The sequence below is a fragment of the Jiangella endophytica genome, from assembly GCF_003427025.1.
Taxonomy (GTDB): Bacteria; Actinomycetota; Actinomycetes; order Jiangellales; family Jiangellaceae; genus Jiangella; species Jiangella endophytica.
In genome coordinates this window covers 132,781-149,027 of record NZ_QVAI01000007.1, presented here as the reverse complement: position 1 = coordinate 149,027, position 16,247 = coordinate 132,781, and the positions used below count along the sequence as shown (strand labels likewise).

The following is a 16,247-nucleotide window of genomic DNA, read 5'->3' as shown; positions in this document are numbered from 1 at the left end:
GGTGGCCGGCATGGAACTGCGCCTGCTCGGTCCGATGGAGGTCCACGCCGACGGCAGACACGTCGACATCGGCACCGCCAAGCAGCGGCTCGTGCTCGCCGCACTCGCGCTGCCGCCGCGGACGCCGGTGCCGGTCGAGGTCGTGATCGACCGCGTCTGGGGCGAGCGCCCGCCCGCCCGGGCCAGGGAGACGGTGTACAGCTACATCGCCCGGCTGCGTCAGGCCGGCGGCTGCTCCGCGCCGATCGCGCGGCGGCCCGGCGGTTACACGCTCGAGGTCGGCAGCGACGCCGTCGACGCTCTGGTGTTCCGCGAGCTCGTCGCCGCGGGCCGCGCGGCCGCCGAGGCCGATCCGCGGGGCGGCGCCCGGGTGCTGCGACGTGCGCTCGCGCTGTGGCGCGGCCGGCCGCTGGCCGACGTCGAGAGCGAGTGGGCGGACCGGGTGCGAGCCGGGCTCGACCAGGTCCATCTGGAGGCGCTGTGCGCGCTCGGCGACGCCGGGGTCGCCCTCGGCGGACCCGCCGACGTCGCGGACGAGCTCTTCGGCGGCGTCGAGCTGTACCCGCTGTCCGAGCCGCTGATCGGCCGGCTGATGTGGGCGCTGTCGCTGGCCGACCGGCGCGCCGAGGCGCTCGAGGTGTACGCGCGCACCCGCGAGCGGTTCGCCGACGTGCTGGGAGAGGAGCCCGGTCCCGCCCTGAGCCGGCTGCACCAGCGCGTTCTGACCCGCGACGCGCCGCCCGAGACGCCGGGGCCGGACGGGCGCGGGCCGGGTCGGCTGCCGTCGCCGGCGCCGGTGTTCGTCGGCCGGGCCCGCGAGCGGGAGGTGGTCGTGGACGGGCTGAGCAACGGCCCGGCGGACGGCCCGCCCACGGTCGCGATCTGCGGACTCGGCGGCGTCGGTGCGTCCACACTCGCGGTGTGGGCCGCGCACGCCGTCGCGCCCGAGTTCCCGGACGGCCGGCTCTACGCCGATCTGCGTGCCGGACCCGCTCCGGCTGCCGTCCTCGGCCGGTTCCTCCACGACCTCCGTGCGACGCCCGGCGGGCCGCCGTCCGACGTGGACGAGGCGGCGGCCCTCTTCCGGACCGTCACCGCCGGCAAGCGGGTGCTCGTCCTGCTCGACAACGCCGCGGACTCGGCCCAGGTGGCGAGCCTGGTGCCGGCGCACCCGGGCTGTGCCGCGCTGATCACCAGCCGGACCGTGCTCGGCGCCCTGGACGACGCCGTCCACGTCGATCTCGGGCCGCTGTCGCCGGACGAGTCGGCCGCGCTGCTGCGCCGGCTGGACTCGACCGGGCGGTGCGCGGCGGACGCCGCGTCCACGGCCCGGCTGGCCACACTGTGCGGACGGCTGCCGCTGGCACTGAGCATCGTGGGCGAGCGGCTGGCCGCCCACCCTTCCCGGCCGCTGACGACGTTCGTCGAGCGGCTGGCCGACGGGCGACGGCGACTCGACGAGCTCGCCACCGCGCAGCGCAGCGTCCGGGCCTGCTTCGAGCCGGCGTATCGCGCTCTCGCCGACGGCGACGAGCTGGACCGGCGGGCGGCCCGTGCGTTCCGGCTGCTCGCGCTCCCGGACGGCCCCGATGTCTCGGCCGCCACCGCCCAGCGGCTGTTCGGCACGGCCCGGCCGGAGACCGAGGCGTTGCTCGCCCGGCTCATCGAGGTCCACCTGGTGCGGAGCCGGGCGCCGGACCGCTACGGCATGCACGACCTGGTCCGCGACTACGCGCGGGAGGTCGCCGAGCGCGACGGTCGCTGAATGCGCGCCCGGCGAACTCGCCCTGGATGAGTGAGTCCGAAGGGGTTCTTCGGTGGTTCCGCGGTTCTGATCGCGTCGGTGGCGTCGGCCGGTCCGGCGTGCGGTGTGGGATCGCCGCCCCTCAGCCCCCGGCCCACCCGGTTCGAGCATGATCACCTGCCCCCGGGCACGGCAGATCATGGCGCTGTCAATCGTCATCAACCGTTGGCGACATCATGGTGTCGCCAACGGTTGATGATCAAGGACGAAGGGCCGGGTCACAACGTCACGTCATCTAGGGCACCAGGACCAGCACGATCGCGAGCAGGACGTGCGGCATCGCGACGAAGAAGAGGAACAGCAGGACGATCAGCGGCAGCGCGCTCGCGTCGGACGAGGACGGCGCCGGCCGTGCCGGGCCGGCCGGGTGGGGAGCCCGCGGCGGCTGCGGCTGCGGCCGCGGCTGCGGGGACGGCGGCGCTGGCGTGGCCGGGCCGCTGGGCGGGGTGAGCAGCGCGTCGCGGGCGGCGACCAGCCGCCGGAAGGCGCGCGCGTCGCCGCCGGTGTCGGGGTGGCCGCCCCGGAGCACCTCGCGGCGGAACGCCCGGGTGACCTGGTGCGGGGTCGCGCCCGGCCGAACGCCGAGCACCTGGTGCGGGTCCATACCTCTACGACGCCTGACGGCGGCGAACTGTGACATCGAGTGTTCACCCGCCATGCGCCCGGATGCGGGCGCGCCGTGGAACCGGCGCGTCTACCCTCCTGGCCATGAGGCGTGCGGTGCCCACGGTCGTGTGGCTGATCGCCGTGGTGCACCTCGTCGTCGCGCTGGCGCAGACGGCCGTCTTCCCGAACGCGCGCTCGCCCGACGAGCGCCAGCAGGTGGACCTCGTGCTGCAGGTCGCCCAGGGTGCGGCGTGGCCGTGGCCGGACCCCGGGACCGCGTTCGTCACGGAGGGCACCGACGCCGGGTTCTTCGTCCCGGTGGACCGGCTGCCCGGCCGCCAGCACCTCGCCGACCGCGACGACGTTCCGCCGCGAGGTGAGCGGCCCTCGTACGCAGACGCCGGCGGCGGCACCTCGCTCGGCGCGCCGGCGCACAACCAGCTCGTCCAGCACCCGCCGCTCTACTACCTGCTCGGCGGGGCCGTCGTGGCCGTGATCCCCGGCTGGGCGGACCAGCCGCTCGACGCCGTCTGGATGCTGCTGCGCTGGGGCAACGCGCTGCTCACCGCGGCGCTGCCGATGCTGTTCTTCCTCACCGCGCGACGGCTCCGGCTGCCGGCGCCGCTGCCGGTCGTGGTGGCCGCGACGCCGCTCGTCGTGCCCGAGCTGACGCACATCGAGTCGTCGGTGAACAACGACAACCTGCTGATCGTGCTGTTCGCGGCGGCCACGTACCTGGTGGCCCGGGTGCTCACCGGCGACCTGCGCCGGCGGACCGGCGCCTTGCTGGGCGCCGTCACCAGCCTGGCGCTGCTCACCAAGGGTTTCGCGCTGCTGCTGCCCGCGTGGATCGTGCTCGCCTACGTGGTCGCGGGGGTGCGGGAGGGACGGCGGGCCGGCGCGCTCCGCGGGCTGCTGGTGGCGGGCGTGGCCTGCGTGCCGGGCGCGCTCTGGTGGCTGCGGAACAGGGTGGTGTACGGGACGATCCAGCCGCACGGCACGCACACCGACCCGCCGGACCTCACCGCCGTCCACGGCTGGTCCGACGGCGGCTGGGACTGGCTGTCCCGCTTCACCGAGCGGATGGTGACGCTGTTCTTCGTCAACGACCACGACTCCTCCCGTTCGCTCGACCCGTCCTGGTGGATGGCGCGGGTCGCGCTCGCGGTGCTCCTGACCGGCATCGTGGCCACGGTCGTGCGCCGCGGTCTCCCGCGGCCGGTCGCGCTCGTCCTGCTGTTCCCGATCCCGGCGCTCGCCGCCATCGTCGCGCGGGGCTCGTGGGAGCAGTTCGCGGCGTTCGGCGACACCGCGGCGGCGCAGCAGGGCCGCTATCTCTTCCCCGGCATCGCCGGGCTCATGGTGGTGGCGGTCGCGGGGGCGACGGCGCTGCCGGTGGCGTGGCAGCGGTGGCTGCTCCCGGGCCTGCTCGCGCTCGCGGTCGCGATGCACGCGGCGTTCTGGCACGACGTGTGGACGCTCTACTGGCTGCCGGAGGAGCGGCTCGGCGGGCTCGGCCGCGCGGCCGGCGCCATGGCGTTCTGGTACCCCGTCCCACCGGTGCTGCTCGGCGTGGTGCTCGTGGCGGGGCTGGTCGCCGCGGGGTTCCTCGTCCGGTGGACGGTGCGCGCGACGGCCGCGCCCGCCACGGCCGCGCCCGCCACGGCCGCGCCCGCGTCGGCCGAGCGGACCCCGGAGGCGGTGGCGTGACCCGGGTGCGGCTGCTGCCGCTCGCCGTGCTCACCGCGATGCTGCTGTCGACCGTCGCCATGCTGGTCCAGGCGCCGTACGTGACCGGAGACGAGGCACCGCACCTCGACTACGCCTACCAGGTGTGGCAGGGCGACCTGCCGGTGTTCGAGGACGGCCTCGAGCACCGCCCCGACGGCGCCTGGCTCGCGCCGGTCCAGTGGACGGCGCAGCACCCGCCGCTGTACTACCTGCTGGTCGCGCCCGTGGCCGGGCCGTTGGCGGAAGCCGGTCACCCGGTCGCGGCCGTGTACGCCGCACGCGCCGTCAACGTGCTGCTGTCCGGGCTGCTCGTGCTGGTCGCGCACGGCGCCGCGCGGCGGATCTGCCGGCCCGGCAGCGCCGTCGCGCCCGTGGTCGCGTTCGTCGTCGCGGCGATGGCGGCGAAGTCGTTGGTCGGCGGCTCCGGCTACAACGACCTGCTCGCCGCCGCGTTCGTGACGGCGCTGTTCGGGGCCGCGGCCGCTGCGGTCAGGCGCGGCCTCGACGCCCGGCTGGTCCTGGCGATCTCGCTGCTCACGAGCGGCGCGGCGCTGACGCGGTTGTCGGCGGGCGTCGTGGCGGTCGTCCTCGCGGGCGTGGCCGGGCTGGCCGGGATCGTCAGGGCGCGGCAACGGCGGGGCGGGTGGGCGCCGGTGGCCGGGCTGGTGCTCGGCGGTCCGGCGACCGTCCTGGCCGCGGCCGGTTGGTTCTACGTCCGCAACGTCGAGCTGACCGGCACCGTCACCGGGTCGCACTTCGACTGGTCGGTCGAGCACCAGGGCCGGTCGCCCAAGCCGCTCTGGCAGGTGCTGGTGGAGTACGTCACCTGGCTGCGGCTGCCGAACCTGTTCTGGTGGTCCGGTCAGCAGCCGCCGCGGACCACGTACGTGCTGGCCACGATGATCGTCACCGGTGTCGTGCTGGTCTGGGTGCCGATCGCGCTCGCGGTGGCCCGGACGGCTCGCGCCTGGACGAACGGCGCCGAGAGGGACGCCGCCGCAACGAACGACGCCGGTGCACACCCCGCCCGGTGGGGTGGGTGGCCCACCCTACGGGCGGGCGCCGACAAGGTCCTTCGTCGCGGGGTCGAGGGCGCCGTCCCCCGCGGGGTCGAGGGCGCCGACCGCCGCAGGGGCCCGGCCGGCGCCGACCGGGTGATGCTGCTCGTCCTGCTGGTGTTGCCGGTCGTGGTGCTGGTGGCGATGCAGGTCGTGTTCGCCTCGAACAGCGGCGGCGTGTACCCGCGCTACCTGCTGCCGGTCGCCGTGCCGCTGTGTCTCGCGATCGCCGCCGGGCTGGCCGCCCGCCCGCGGCTGCTGATCCCGGTGTGGACGGCGGTCACGCTCGCCGATCTCGCCGGCTGGGTGGTGATGGAGCTGCGCACGCCGCCGGCCGAGCCCTGGTACTACACGGAGGCGCCGGTCCCGTCCGTGGTGGCCGCGGTGCTGGCCGGCGCCGCCGTCATCGGGACGGCCCGGCTCGTGCTCGACGCGACGGCGAACCGCACGCAGGCGCCGACGGCGGCCGCGCCGGCCAGGCAGGTCAGCGTGCCGACGACGACCAGCTGACCGGGCGAGAGCGGGCTCCAGGCAGCCAACCGGCCGGCCGCGTCGGCCGCGCCCTCCAGCCGTCCCCAGTACATGCCGCGGAACGCGAAGACCAGCGACGCCGCGGCGACCAGGCCGCCACCGGCGACGATCCACGGCACCGAGACCGCACGTGGGCGGATCCCGAGCGCCGTCACCGCGGCGAGGGCCGTGAGCCCGGCGAACAGGTACCGGCCCTGGACCGCGGTGATCCAGCCGGTCGCCGCGTAGTGCTGCCACGCGTTGGCCACGACGCTGCACCAGAGCGCGACCGGCAGGAGCAGCAGCACCGCGGCGCCGCGGCGGGAGTCCGGCCGGAGCAGCGCGGCGGCGCACAGCACCGCCACGATCGTCGCGCCGCTCCAGTACACGGCCGGCGGCACGCGCAGCTCGAGCCAGCCGAAGTCGCCGAAGAAGGACCGGGTGAAGGCGGGGAGGACCGCCGTGACGAAATGGCCGAGGCCCGCGTTCGGCACCGGCTCCCAGCGCTCCGGGATCCCGACCGGCTGGACGGCGCCGAACACCAGCAGGTTCCGCAGCCACCACCACCCGCCCACGGCGAACGCGACCAGCCCGGCGACGAGCACGCGCGTCGCCCGGGGCCACCACGTCCGCCGCGGTTCGGCGAGCGCGGGCCGTGCGGCCAGCACGTACGCGGCGACGACCATGGGCACGGCGAACGCCGCCATCACCTTGGTGAGCAGCCCGACGCCGACCGCCAGTCCGAGGCCGGCCGCCGTTCGCCGCCTCGGGTCGCCGCCGAGGACCCGGGCCGCGAGCCACGCGACGACCGCGCCCGAGAGCGTGACGAGCGCGTCGTTGGTGACCGCGGTGAGGATGTGCGCGGCCATCGGCACGAACAGCACGCCCGCGGCGGCGACGAGCGCGGCCGGGCGGCCACCTCCGAGGGCACGCACCGTCGCGGCGGCCAGCAGCGGCAGCGGCACGAACAGCAGCACGTCGAACAGCCGCAGCGACAGCAGCACATGGTCCCAGCGGGCGTCCGTCGTCCCGGTCGCCTGCAGCCAGATCGCCGCGGCTGCGTAGTAGAGCGGCGGGTGCTGGGTCATCTGGTCGACGGCGTCGGGGCGCCCGCCGCCGGCCCCGGGCGCCGGAAGCGCATTGTCGGCCGTGACCACCTGGCGCCGGTCGTCCGGAACCGGCTCGACGTCGGTGTACTGGACGACGTCGTCCCGGTTCCAGTGCCGCCCCGGGATGTCCGAGTCCAGCGCGGCCTGCCCGCGGGCGACGTCCAGCGCGGGGCTCATCAGCGCCGTCCCGGGCGCCGGCCAGCCGCCGCCGTGGGCCAGCCGGAGCACGCTGTTGACGTGCTGCGGCTCGTCCGGGGCGCGGAACGCCGGCGTGAGCACCGCCCAGGACGTCGCGACCGCCGCCACCAGCAGGGTGATCGCCGCGAGCGCGGCCCGGTAGCCGGTGGCGTCAGACACCCGCTACCGCCTTCGCCGGGCCGCGGCGAGGCCGAGCGCGAGATCAGCGACGGTCAGCAGCAACCGGGAGGCGAGCACGGCGATGACGACGGCGCCGCCGGACAGCTGGCCGGCGAGGACCAGCCCGAGCACGGCCTCGCGCACACCCACGCCGGCGGGCACCACCACGACGAGGAAGCCCACCGTCCAGGCCAGTGCGTACGCCCCGGTCGCGAGCGCGGCCGTCGCGAGCGACGCGTCCGCGCCGAGCGCGGTGACCAGCAGATGGACGTGCAGGCCGGCCAGCAGCCAGGCCAGCAGCGCCCAAGCCGACGCCCGGGCGACGCCGGCGGCGCTGAGCGGGTGCTCCAAGGGCGCCCGGCCGAGCCGGCGCAGCAGGAACCCGAGCAGCCGGTTCAGTACCGGCGGCGCCAGCAGCGCGGCCAGCAGGGGGAGCGCGAGCAGCGCCACGCCGTAGGTGTCCCGGACGTCGGACGGTCCGGCGAGCACCGCGACGGCGGCGACCAGCAGCCCGGTCACGATCGAGACCAGCAACGCCACGGCCATCACCGTCACCGACCGGCGCCGGGGGATCCGCAGGTCCGCCCCGATCTCGGCCGCGGCGACGAGGTTCCACACCCCGCCGGGCAGGTACTTGCCGAGCTGGGAGAGCAGGAACATCCGCGCCGCCGGGCCGAGCGGCACCGCCGAGCCCAGATCGGTCAGGACCGCCCGCCACGACGCCATGGTGGCGAGGACGTAGGCGAGCGCCACGGCGAACGCGGCCAGCACCGTCAGCGGGGGCAGCGCCGACCACGCCGCCCGTACCTCGTCCCACCGGCCGGCGACCGCCCACACCGCGGCGGACAGCGCCAGGGCGAGGAACACCCGCCGGACCCACGGCTGGCGGGTGAGCGCGAGCAGCCGGGTCATCGGCCGGGCGTCGCCGGCGCCGGTTCCATGGCGTCGACGAGCGGCGCGACGACGGCGTGGGCGGTGAACCGGTCCGCCGCCGTGCGCGCCGCCGACCGGGCCCGGGCGAGCACGGCGGGGTCCGCGACGGTCGCGATCGCCTCGGCGAGCGCGGCGGCGTCGGCGGGCGGCACGAAGACCGCGGCGTCGCCGAACGCGCGCCGCTGCGGCCCGGTGTCGCTGGTGACGACGGCGCACCCGGCCGCGGCGCCCTGGTAGACCTTGTTGGGGACGACGGCCAGCGCCTTGCTCGTCGCGCCGAAGATGCCGAGGCAGACGTCGTGCGCGGCGACCAGGTCCGGCAGTTCCGTGGAATCCACCCAGTCGAGCCACGTCACCACGGCGGTGCCGCCGGACCCGATCCCGGCCAGGATCGACCGCACCGCCACGGCGTCCTGCCCCGATCCCACCAGCGTCGCCCGGACCTCGACGCCGCGGCGATCGAGCAGGCGCAGTGCCTCCGCGATCACCGGGGCGCCCTGCAACGGAGTGAACAGCCCGAAGAAGACCACGCGGAGCGGGCCGCCGTCCGCCGGCGCGGCCGCGGCGCGTGCTCCGGCGTCGAACCAGGCCCCGGTCGCGCCGACCGGGACGACGACCGCGTCGCGCCGCCGACGCTGCGGCACCTGCGCCGCGTGCTCCGCGGTGTCGGTGACGACGACGTCCGCCGCGGCGATCGCCAGCCGGTCCAGGGCGGACAACAGCACCGTCCGGACCCCGGTGCGCACGCCGCGGTCGCGGGCGGTGCCCGCGGCGAAGACCAGGTGGTCCAGCACGACCGTGGCGGACGGGAACAGGATCCGGGCCAGCAGCACGTCGAAGTGACCGAGGTACCCGACGAGCACGTGGGTCGGCCACTCGTCGCGGCCGACCCGGCGAGCCCGCCGGGCCAGCGTCAGCCAGCGCCGGCCCAGCCGAGCGGCCAGCAGCGGCAGCCGCCACGGCCGGCGCAGCATCCCGACCCGCTGGGCGGTGTCGAGCCCCAGCGGCTCGGCGATCTCCCGGACGTCGACGCCGCGCTCGCGCAGGCCGTCGACGAGGACCTGGATCCTGGGGTGCGCGGTGGCGTCGTACGTCCCGAACGCCACGACCCTCACGACGCGAGCGCCGTCTCGCCCGCGGCCAGCTCCTCGGCCAGTTCCTCGTCCGGATCGCCGCGCCGCGCGTTCCCGTACTGCAGCGCCTTGATCCGTTCGAGCGTCTCCTCCAGCAGGATCCTGTTCGTCCGCTGCAGGTCGACGATCACCAGCAGCGCGAACGTCAGCAACGCACCCACCAGCATCGCCGTGCCGAAGATGAGCGACTGGACATGGCCGCCGCCGTCGCCCATGGACCAGTAGACGAGGAACCGTGCGAACGGCACCAGGCCCGCGACCAGCATCGGCACGCCGATCCAGCCGAGGATCACGTTGGGCCGGTACATCAGGTACGACCGCGAGATCGCCCGGCCGGAGAGGTACATGTGCTGCCACTGGTTCTTGAACAGCCGCGACTCGCGGGTCTTCGCGTTCGTGACGATCTGCAGCGACGTGATCGCCAGGCGCTTGTTGCCGGCCTGGATGATCGTCTCCATGCAGTAGCTGAACTGCGTGACCACGTTGAGCCGCAGCAGCGCGGCCCGCGAGTAGGCGCGGAACCCGCTCGCCGCGTCCGGCAGGTCGGTGCCCGCCGCGAAGCTCACCACCCGCGAGCCGAACCGCTGCATCGCCTTCTTGAACGGCGAGAAGTGCGCGATCGTGCTGGTCTGCCGGTCCCCGATGACAACGTCCGCCTGGCTGGCGATCACCGGCCACACGAGGTCCGCGATGCGCTCCTGCGGGTACTGGTTGTCGCCGTCGGTGTTCACGACGATGTCGGCGCCGTGCGCCAGTGCGTGGTCGACGCCGTCGCGGAACGACCGGGCCAGCCCCATCGTGCGGGGGTGCCGCAGCACCTCGGCGCCGTACGAGCGGGCCACCTCCGCGGTCCGGTCGCTCGAGCCGTCGTCGATCACCAGCACGCGGATCTCGTCCACGCCGGGAATGGTGCCGGGGATCGACTCCAGCACCAGCGGGAGGGTGTCCTCCTCGTTGAGGCACGGGATCTGGACGAACAGCTTCATGACATCCTCGCGCGGGACTGCGGGCGGCAAAGTCGCGAGCAGGCTAACCGCGGTGAGCGGCGTTCGGCCGGGCCTCACGGCCACTGTTCCACGAGGGTTCACGAGGGGTATACGTACGGCTGCGACACCCGCAGCCGCCACCAGGCGGTGCCGGCCCGGCCCGGACGAAGGCGCAGGAGGTCCTGGCCGGTGGCGAGCGCGTTCGGTGGGCAGGTCTGCGGCTCGACGGCGAGCCCGCGGCGGCGGTGGCGCGGATCGGGAAGGTCTCCGGTGAAGACCTGCACCCAGCCGAACGCGGCCGAGACCTCCATCTGCAGGGTGAACCGTTCCGGGTCGGTCACCCGGACGGTCGCGTGGCCGTCCGTGCGTCGCAGCGCGCCGAAAGCCCGGCTGAACGCCGCCGTCCCGACGGGCCGTGCCGTCCGGAAGTCGAACTCCGTACCGGACGCTTGCAGCAGGCGGGTGGGCAGCGCCGTGGCGGGGTCGACGTCGAGGACCGTGTCGGCCGGCACCTCCAGCAGCCAGCGGTCGAGGGCGGACGGGCCGGGCAGCAGGTACGGATGGAACCCGATGCCGAACGGTGCGTCGCCGCGTCCGAGGTTGCTCCACCGTGCTTCGCAGCGCAGCGTGTCCGGCGTCGCGCGGTAGCCGACCGAGAGCCCGATGTGGAACGGGTAGCCCGGCTCGTCGCGCAGCTCGAGGCTCAGCGACACCTCGTCCGGCGTGTGCCGGTCGACGCGCCATTCGCGGGCGTACGCGAAGCCGTGGATGGCGTGGCCGTAGGCCGCGTCGTCGACCGGCAGCTGGTGCCGGACGCCGTCGAACTCGTAGCGGCCCCGGCCGGTCCGGTTCGGCCAGGGCGCGAGCACGGCGCCGTGGTGGCCCAGCTCCGGTGCGACGCGGCCGGGCCCGCTGAGGACGGGGTGCCCGCCGGACTCGGCATGAACCAGCGTCGCGCCCGTCGTGGCGACGGTGGCACGCAGCGGCCCGCGGCCGATCCGGAGGGACCGGCCACCGGTCACGCGATGAACTCCTCGCCCGGGCGGATCCCGTAGGCGGCCCGGGAGATGCGGCCGGCCGTGCTGCGGGCCTCGCGGCCGAGGTCGGCGATGCGCTCGTGCATGCGGTACCTCGGCCCGTAGACGGAGACGGCCGCCAGCGGCCCGCCGTTGCGGTCGTGTGCGAGCGCGGCGATGCGTTCGACGTCGTCGCTGCGCGGGATCCACACGAACCCCCGCGTCCGGGCGAGCTCGAGCTCGCGGGCCCAGCTGTCGCGGTCCAGACGCACCTCGGGGTGCTCGACCGGCGCATCGCGCAGCTCATCGATGATCCGGTGCTGTTCGGAGACCGGGAGCGCGAAGAGGATCGCCCGCCCGGCCGCCGTCGCGTACATCGGCGCCGCGTTGCCGACGTGCGGGACCATGCGGAAGGGGTGCTCGGGGTCGAGTTGGTCGATGCTGACGGTGAAGTTGCCCTCGCGGATGGTCAGGATGACGGTCTCGTTGACGCGGTCGAGCAGTTCGGTGAGATGCGGCCGGGCGATCTCGCTGAGGTTGTACTGCTGCCGGAAGCCCTTGGACAGGCTCAGGATGCGACCGGTCAGCACGATCTTGCGGTTCTCGAGGCGGGCCAGGAAGCCGAGGTCCACGAGTGTGGTGACCAGCCGCGACACCGAGCTCTTGTCGGCGCCGGTCAGCTCCGCGAGCTCGGTGACGGTGAGGCCGCTGCGGCTCTCGGCCACCGACTCGAGGATGCGCACGCCGCGGACGAGGGCGCGATGGCGGCCATCGTCCATGGTCATCTCCTCGGCGTCGGTTGTGGCGCGGCGACGTCGTCCCGCAGGCCGGAGAGTGGGATCTTGTCGTCGAGCCCGCCGACGGAGTGGACGGCGTCGCGGAAGGGCGTCGCCAGCTCGAAGGCATCGTACTCGGGCTCGAAGCCGAGGTCATGACTCGCCTTGTGCATCGGCAGTCGCGTGAAGGCGTTGCCGCTGACGGCGTTGTAGATCTCGAAGCCGATGCCCTCGGCGTCGATGACCCGCCGCATCAGGCGGTACAGATCCGCGGGCGCGCAGAAGTCGCGCAGCTTCCAGCCGGAGTCCGGCTCCTCCAGCTCGGCCGGCTCCCTGAACGCCCCGATGCGCAGGGCGACGAACGACAGTCCCTCGGTGCCGGCGGCGAAGCTGCCGAGTGCCTCTCCGAAGCATTTCGACACGCCGTACAGGTCGCCGGGACGCACCGGATCGGTCTCGCGGACCTGCGTGCCGGCCGGGTAGCCGGACACCGCGTGGACCGACGACGCGTAGACGACTCGCCGGCAGCCTGCCGCGACCGCGGCGGCGACGACGTTGTACGTGCCGACGATGTTCGCCGGCAGCAGCTGCGACCAGAGGGCGGACGGGCTGCGTTCCCCGCCGAGGTGGACGACCGTGTCGATGCCGGCCAAAGCCTCCTTGACCGCGGCGAGGTCGGTGAGGTCGGCCTCGACGATCCGCCCGAGGTCCGCATGCCGGTCGGAGAACCGTCCGGGCAGGTCGACGAGGGTGAGGTCGTAGGCGTCCGCCGCCCAGGAGGCGAAGCCGGAGCCGATCGTGCCCGCGCCGCCGGTGACGAGGACCGAGCGCTGTTCGGTCACCGCGCGGCTCGCTCGGCCACGAGCACGGCGACGTCGTGCGGCGCGACGACGCCGTCGCCCTGGTCGACCGGGGCGTCGCCACGGTTCCACCGCACGTCCAGTGCCGCGTCGCCCAGGTGGTAGCGCGCGTGCAGGACGGGGCCGGCGTCGGCGACGAGCTCGAAGGCGCCGGCGGAGAAGAAGCGACGGTGTGCCCGGCGCAGCGCGATCAGCCGGGCCAGCCGCCGTGCGTACGCCGGTACGGCGCCGACCGTGGCCCGGCAGCGGTGGATGGCGACGTCGAAGGTCAGGTTGTGGACGAACGCGTAGTTCAGCTGGTCCTCCCAGCCGGGGCGCTCGTCGTGCAGCAGCCGGTTGCTGACGACGGGCTCGGGGAACACGGTGCGGAACAGGGCGGGGAACGCCTCGGGTTCGTCCTGGAAGGCGAAGCCCCATCCGTGGTGGAAGTTCAGCACCGGGATCATGCAGTCGGACATCCCCTCCGAACCCACGCCGGCCGCGCCGGCCGCCGTCCGGATCTCCTCGAGGGTCCGCCGGCGGAACCGTGCTTCGTCGCCGGTGCGAGCGCCGTGCTCGTGGCTGTCGTCGAAGCACGGCCAGGCGGCCAGGTGGTACGCCGTCTGGTCGAAGAAGATCGACGCGGTGCCCAGCGATCCGTGGGTCCGCGCCACCCCCGCCATGGTCCGGCGCCACTCGGGGGAGCCGTGGCAGGCGATGACGAACGACCCGGCGGAGAAGTGGCGCAGTGTGCGCGACTCGCCGGCGAAGGCGTAGCCGGCCACGTGCTCCAGGCCGCGCTCGTCCTTCTTGGCCACCGCCTGCGCGTGCTCGGCGGCGTAACCGGTGGTGCGGTCGACGAGGTTGCCGTTGGCGTAGAGGGAGATGAAGCCGCCGCGGGCGCGGATCTCGCGGATCGCCTCCTCGAACGCCGCCCGGCCGCCGAGCTCGTCGTCGGGCTCGTAGACCGGATAGCCGCGGTCGAAGCCGCCGCGCCACCAGCCGAACAGGAGGATGCCGTCGAGACCGTGCCGGCGGCCCTCCTCGAAGACGTCGACGAGGTCGGTGTAGCGGAAGTACACCTCGCCGAACTGGTGGCGCATGATGATGCGCTGCCAGCCCTCGAGCGGCTCGGTGTCCGGGTGCGGCCCGGTGTACCACCGGTCCGCCCAGGCCCGGTAGCGGGCGGCGCCGTCGCGCCAGCCGGGCAGGAGCGCGACCACGACGGGGCCGGCGCCGAACTCGTCGCGGCCGGAGGGGGTGACGGCGCTCAGCCAGAGCTCACCCGCCTGGCCGCGCGGCGGGACGCCGGCGCAGAGCAGCACCGAGCTGAACTCCGGGTCGTGCCTGCCCAGGTAGAGGAAGCCCGCGCCGGTCTCGAGGCCCTGCCACGGCATGCTCAGCTCGCCGGGATAGGCGATGGACTCCCAGACTCCGGCGCTGTCGTCGGTCATGTACTCGGTGTGCGCCCGGTACAGCCGCGTGCGCGGCTCGGGAACACGACGGCCGAGGCCCTCGGGGCGGTAGAGGGCCTCGTCCACGTCGCCGCCGGCGGCCAGCTCGATGACCGGCAGGGCGGTCTCGCGGACGAGGACACCGCCGCTGGCGCGACCCCGCGCCTCGAACTCGAGCTCGTCGTCGCGCCCGGTGACCCGGACCTCCAGGGCGACCTCGAGGTCCGCGCCGCAGGCCGCCCGCAGCGCGGAGTAGCTGATCCGGACGCCCTCGGCCGTGGCGGCCACGTGCCCGCGCTGCTCCTCCGAGTGGACGGGACAGTCGCGGTGCTCGCCGTGCTGGACGGAGAGCGTCCAGAAACGGGATCTGGGCGCGGTGCGCAGGCCGCCGGCCGAGAACGACGCTCCGCCGCCGTTCTCGTCGATGTGGAAGGTGAGGAGCCCGCCGGCCACGTGGTGGCTGTCCGTGGATGCCATGGCGCGGATGCTAGGTGCCGTGATGCGGCAGCAGCAATTGAGATGCCATCACGGCAACAGCGCGGAGGCGAGTTGCGCTATTCGCAACATGCTTGGCGCATTGGAAATGTTTGTCTACGGTGAGCCCACCCCAGCGGAGGAGACGACGTGACCCACGCCACGACGCCGGCCGGCGACACCGTCCATGACGGCCGCCGGCGCATCGCTCCGGGCTACGTGCCCGACGAGCGCACCGCGCCGGCGCCGTGGGACGACGGCGCGGGTGTCCGGATCGCCGGCGTCGAGGTCGTCGTCACGGCGCCCGACGGCGTCAACCTCGTGATCGTGCGGGTGCGCACCACCGTCGACGGCCTGGTCGGGCTCGGGTGCGCGACGTTCACGCAACGGGCGCTCGTCGTGGCCGCGGCGATCGAGACGTCCCTCGCCCCGCTGGTCACCGGCCGCTCGGTGCACGACATCACCGACCTCTGGCACACCGCGTCCGTGGACGCCTACTGGCGCGGCGGTCCGGTGCTGCACAGCGCGCTGGCCGGTCTGGACCTCGCGCTCTGGGACATCAAGGGCAAGCTCGCGGGCCTGCCGGTGTGGCAGTTGCTCGGCGGCCGGGTGCGGACGGCGGCCGACGCGTACGCCCACGCGTCCGGCCGCGATGCCGAGGAGTTGGCCGACCAGGTCGAGGACTGCCTCGAAGCGGGCTACCGGTACGTGCGCTGCCAGGTCACCGTGCCCGGCACCTCGACGTACGGCGCCGCTCAGCAGGACCGGCGGCACACCTCCTGGGACCCCGACGCCTACGTGCGCTTCCTTCCCGGCGTCGTCGAGACGTTGACCGCGCGTTACGGCGACCGGGTGCGATTCCTGCACGACGTGCACGAGCGTCTCGCGCCCCGCGACGCCATCCGCCTGCTGCGCACGCTGGAGCCGTACGACCTGTTGTTCGTCGAGGATCCGGTGGCGCCGGAGGACCTCGGCTGGCTCCCCGAGGTGCGCCGCAGCACGACCACCCCGATCGCGTTCGGCGAGCTGCTGACCAGCATGCGCGACTACGTCGACATCGTCGCGCCTCGGCTGGTCGACTACGTCCGCTGTCATGTCTCGGCCCTCGGCGGCCTCACGCCCGCGTGGCGGCTGGCCGGGCTCGCCGAGCTGTACGGCGTGCGCACGGCCTGGCACGGCCCGCGCGACGTGTCGCCGGTCGGGCACGCCGCCAACCTGGCGATGGACATCGCGTCGCCGGCGTTCGGCATCCACGAGCACTTCGAGTTCTCCGACGCGACGCGCGAGATCTTCCCCGGGACGCTCGTGTCGGCCGGCGGCGCCATCGTGCCGAGCGACGCGCCGGGGCTGGGCATCGACCTCGACGACGCGCGTGCGCGCGAGCATCCGCCCGTGTCGCCGTCGGCGAACTGGCACTACAGCCGCGTGCGTCGTCGCGACGGCGCCGTGCAGCGTCCCTGA

At 74.6% G+C, this 16,247-nt stretch carries 12 protein-coding genes; 3 read left to right on the top strand and 9 right to left on the bottom strand.

Annotated elements, in window-relative coordinates:
• Nucleotides 1–10: 10 nt before the first annotated feature.
• On the top strand, nucleotides 11–1,765 hold the full coding sequence (locus DZA62_RS16405; protein ID WP_157987716.1) for an AfsR/SARP family transcriptional regulator: 1,755 nt from the start codon (nucleotides 11–13) through the stop codon (nucleotides 1,763–1,765).
• 274 nt (nucleotides 1,766–2,039) lie between these two features.
• Here the strand turns inward: DZA62_RS16405 and DZA62_RS16400 are convergent, their stop codons facing one another.
• Complete coding sequence (locus DZA62_RS16400) at nucleotides 2,040–2,408, bottom strand: J domain-containing protein (RefSeq protein WP_116949985.1); 369 nt, start codon at nucleotides 2,406–2,408, stop codon at nucleotides 2,040–2,042.
• Between the two features lie 104 nt (nucleotides 2,409–2,512).
• On the opposite strand from DZA62_RS16400, the gene DZA62_RS16395 reads away from it, so the two are divergent.
• The gene (locus DZA62_RS16395) at nucleotides 2,513–4,120 is read left to right on the top strand and encodes an ArnT family glycosyltransferase (RefSeq protein WP_198663849.1); all 1,608 of its coding nucleotides are present in this window, start codon (nucleotides 2,513–2,515) and stop codon (nucleotides 4,118–4,120) included.
• Between the two features lie 1,426 nt (nucleotides 4,121–5,546).
• Here the strand turns inward: DZA62_RS16395 and DZA62_RS16380 are convergent.
• The 8 genes from DZA62_RS16380 to DZA62_RS16345 all read right to left on the bottom strand — a co-directional run bounded on the left by DZA62_RS16380 (nucleotide 5,547) and on the right by DZA62_RS16345 (nucleotide 14,789).
• The gene (locus DZA62_RS16380) at nucleotides 5,547–7,175 is read right to left on the bottom strand and encodes a DUF2142 domain-containing protein (RefSeq protein ID WP_116949982.1); all 1,629 of its coding nucleotides are present in this window, start codon (nucleotides 7,173–7,175) and stop codon (nucleotides 5,547–5,549) included.
• A 3-nt stretch (nucleotides 7,176–7,178) separates the two neighbouring features.
• Nucleotides 7,179–8,087: a lysylphosphatidylglycerol synthase domain-containing protein gene (locus tag DZA62_RS16375; RefSeq protein WP_116949981.1), complete on the bottom strand. Its 909-nt coding sequence runs from the start codon at nucleotides 8,085–8,087 to the stop codon at nucleotides 7,179–7,181.
• A complete protein-coding gene (locus tag DZA62_RS16370) occupies nucleotides 8,084–9,223 on the bottom strand; it encodes a glycosyltransferase (RefSeq protein ID WP_116949980.1) in 1,140 nt (379 codons plus the stop codon). Before DZA62_RS16370 ends, DZA62_RS16375 begins: the two co-directional genes overlap by 4 nt.
• On the bottom strand, nucleotides 9,220–10,227 hold the full coding sequence (locus DZA62_RS16365) for a glycosyltransferase family 2 protein (protein WP_116949979.1): 1,008 nt from the start codon (nucleotides 10,225–10,227) through the stop codon (nucleotides 9,220–9,222). Before DZA62_RS16365 ends, DZA62_RS16370 begins: the two co-directional genes overlap by 4 nt.
• Nucleotides 10,228–10,325: 98 nt before the next feature.
• Complete coding sequence (locus tag DZA62_RS16360; protein WP_116949978.1) at nucleotides 10,326–11,249, bottom strand: aldose epimerase family protein; 924 nt, start codon at nucleotides 11,247–11,249, stop codon at nucleotides 10,326–10,328.
• Nucleotides 11,246–12,022 (bottom strand): IclR family transcriptional regulator, encoded by a 777-nt coding sequence (locus tag DZA62_RS16355; protein ID WP_198663848.1) that lies wholly within the window; start codon nucleotides 12,020–12,022, stop codon nucleotides 11,246–11,248. The genes DZA62_RS16360 and DZA62_RS16355 overlap by 4 nt, the downstream gene beginning before the upstream one ends.
• Nucleotides 12,023–12,024: 2 nt before the next feature.
• The gene (locus DZA62_RS16350) at nucleotides 12,025–12,861 is read right to left on the bottom strand and encodes an NAD-dependent epimerase/dehydratase family protein (protein WP_157987715.1); all 837 of its coding nucleotides are present in this window, start codon (nucleotides 12,859–12,861) and stop codon (nucleotides 12,025–12,027) included.
• Nucleotides 12,858–14,789, bottom strand: a complete 1,932-nt coding sequence (locus DZA62_RS16345) for a DUF6259 domain-containing protein (protein ID WP_157987714.1) — start codon at nucleotides 14,787–14,789, stop codon at nucleotides 12,858–12,860. The genes DZA62_RS16350 and DZA62_RS16345 overlap by 4 nt, the downstream gene beginning before the upstream one ends.
• Nucleotides 14,790–14,936: 147 nt before the next feature.
• On the opposite strand from DZA62_RS16345, the gene DZA62_RS16335 reads away from it, so the two are divergent.
• A complete protein-coding gene (locus DZA62_RS16335; protein ID WP_198663847.1) occupies nucleotides 14,937–16,247 on the top strand; it encodes an enolase C-terminal domain-like protein in 1,311 nt (436 codons plus the stop codon).

Excerpts from the sequence above, each read along its gene's own strand:
- DZA62_RS16375 (WP_116949981.1), bottom strand. The coding sequence starts at position 8,087 with ATGACCCGGCTGCTCGCGCTCACCCGCCAGCCGTGGGTCCGGCGGGTG.
- DZA62_RS16405 (WP_157987716.1), top strand. The coding sequence starts at position 11 with ATGGAACTGCGCCTGCTCGGTCCGATGGAGGTCCACGCCGACGGCAGA.
- DZA62_RS16345 (WP_157987714.1), bottom strand. The coding sequence starts at position 14,789 with ATGGCATCCACGGACAGCCACCACGTGGCCGGCGGGCTCCTCACCTTC.
- DZA62_RS16400 (WP_116949985.1), bottom strand. The coding sequence starts at position 2,408 with ATGGACCCGCACCAGGTGCTCGGCGTTCGGCCGGGCGCGACCCCGCAC.
- DZA62_RS16365 (WP_116949979.1), bottom strand. The coding sequence starts at position 10,227 with ATGAAGCTGTTCGTCCAGATCCCGTGCCTCAACGAGGAGGACACCCTC.
- DZA62_RS16355 (WP_198663848.1), bottom strand. The coding sequence starts at position 12,022 with ATGGACGATGGCCGCCATCGCGCCCTCGTCCGCGGCGTGCGCATCCTC.
- DZA62_RS16395 (WP_198663849.1), top strand. The coding sequence starts at position 2,513 with ATGAGGCGTGCGGTGCCCACGGTCGTGTGGCTGATCGCCGTGGTGCAC.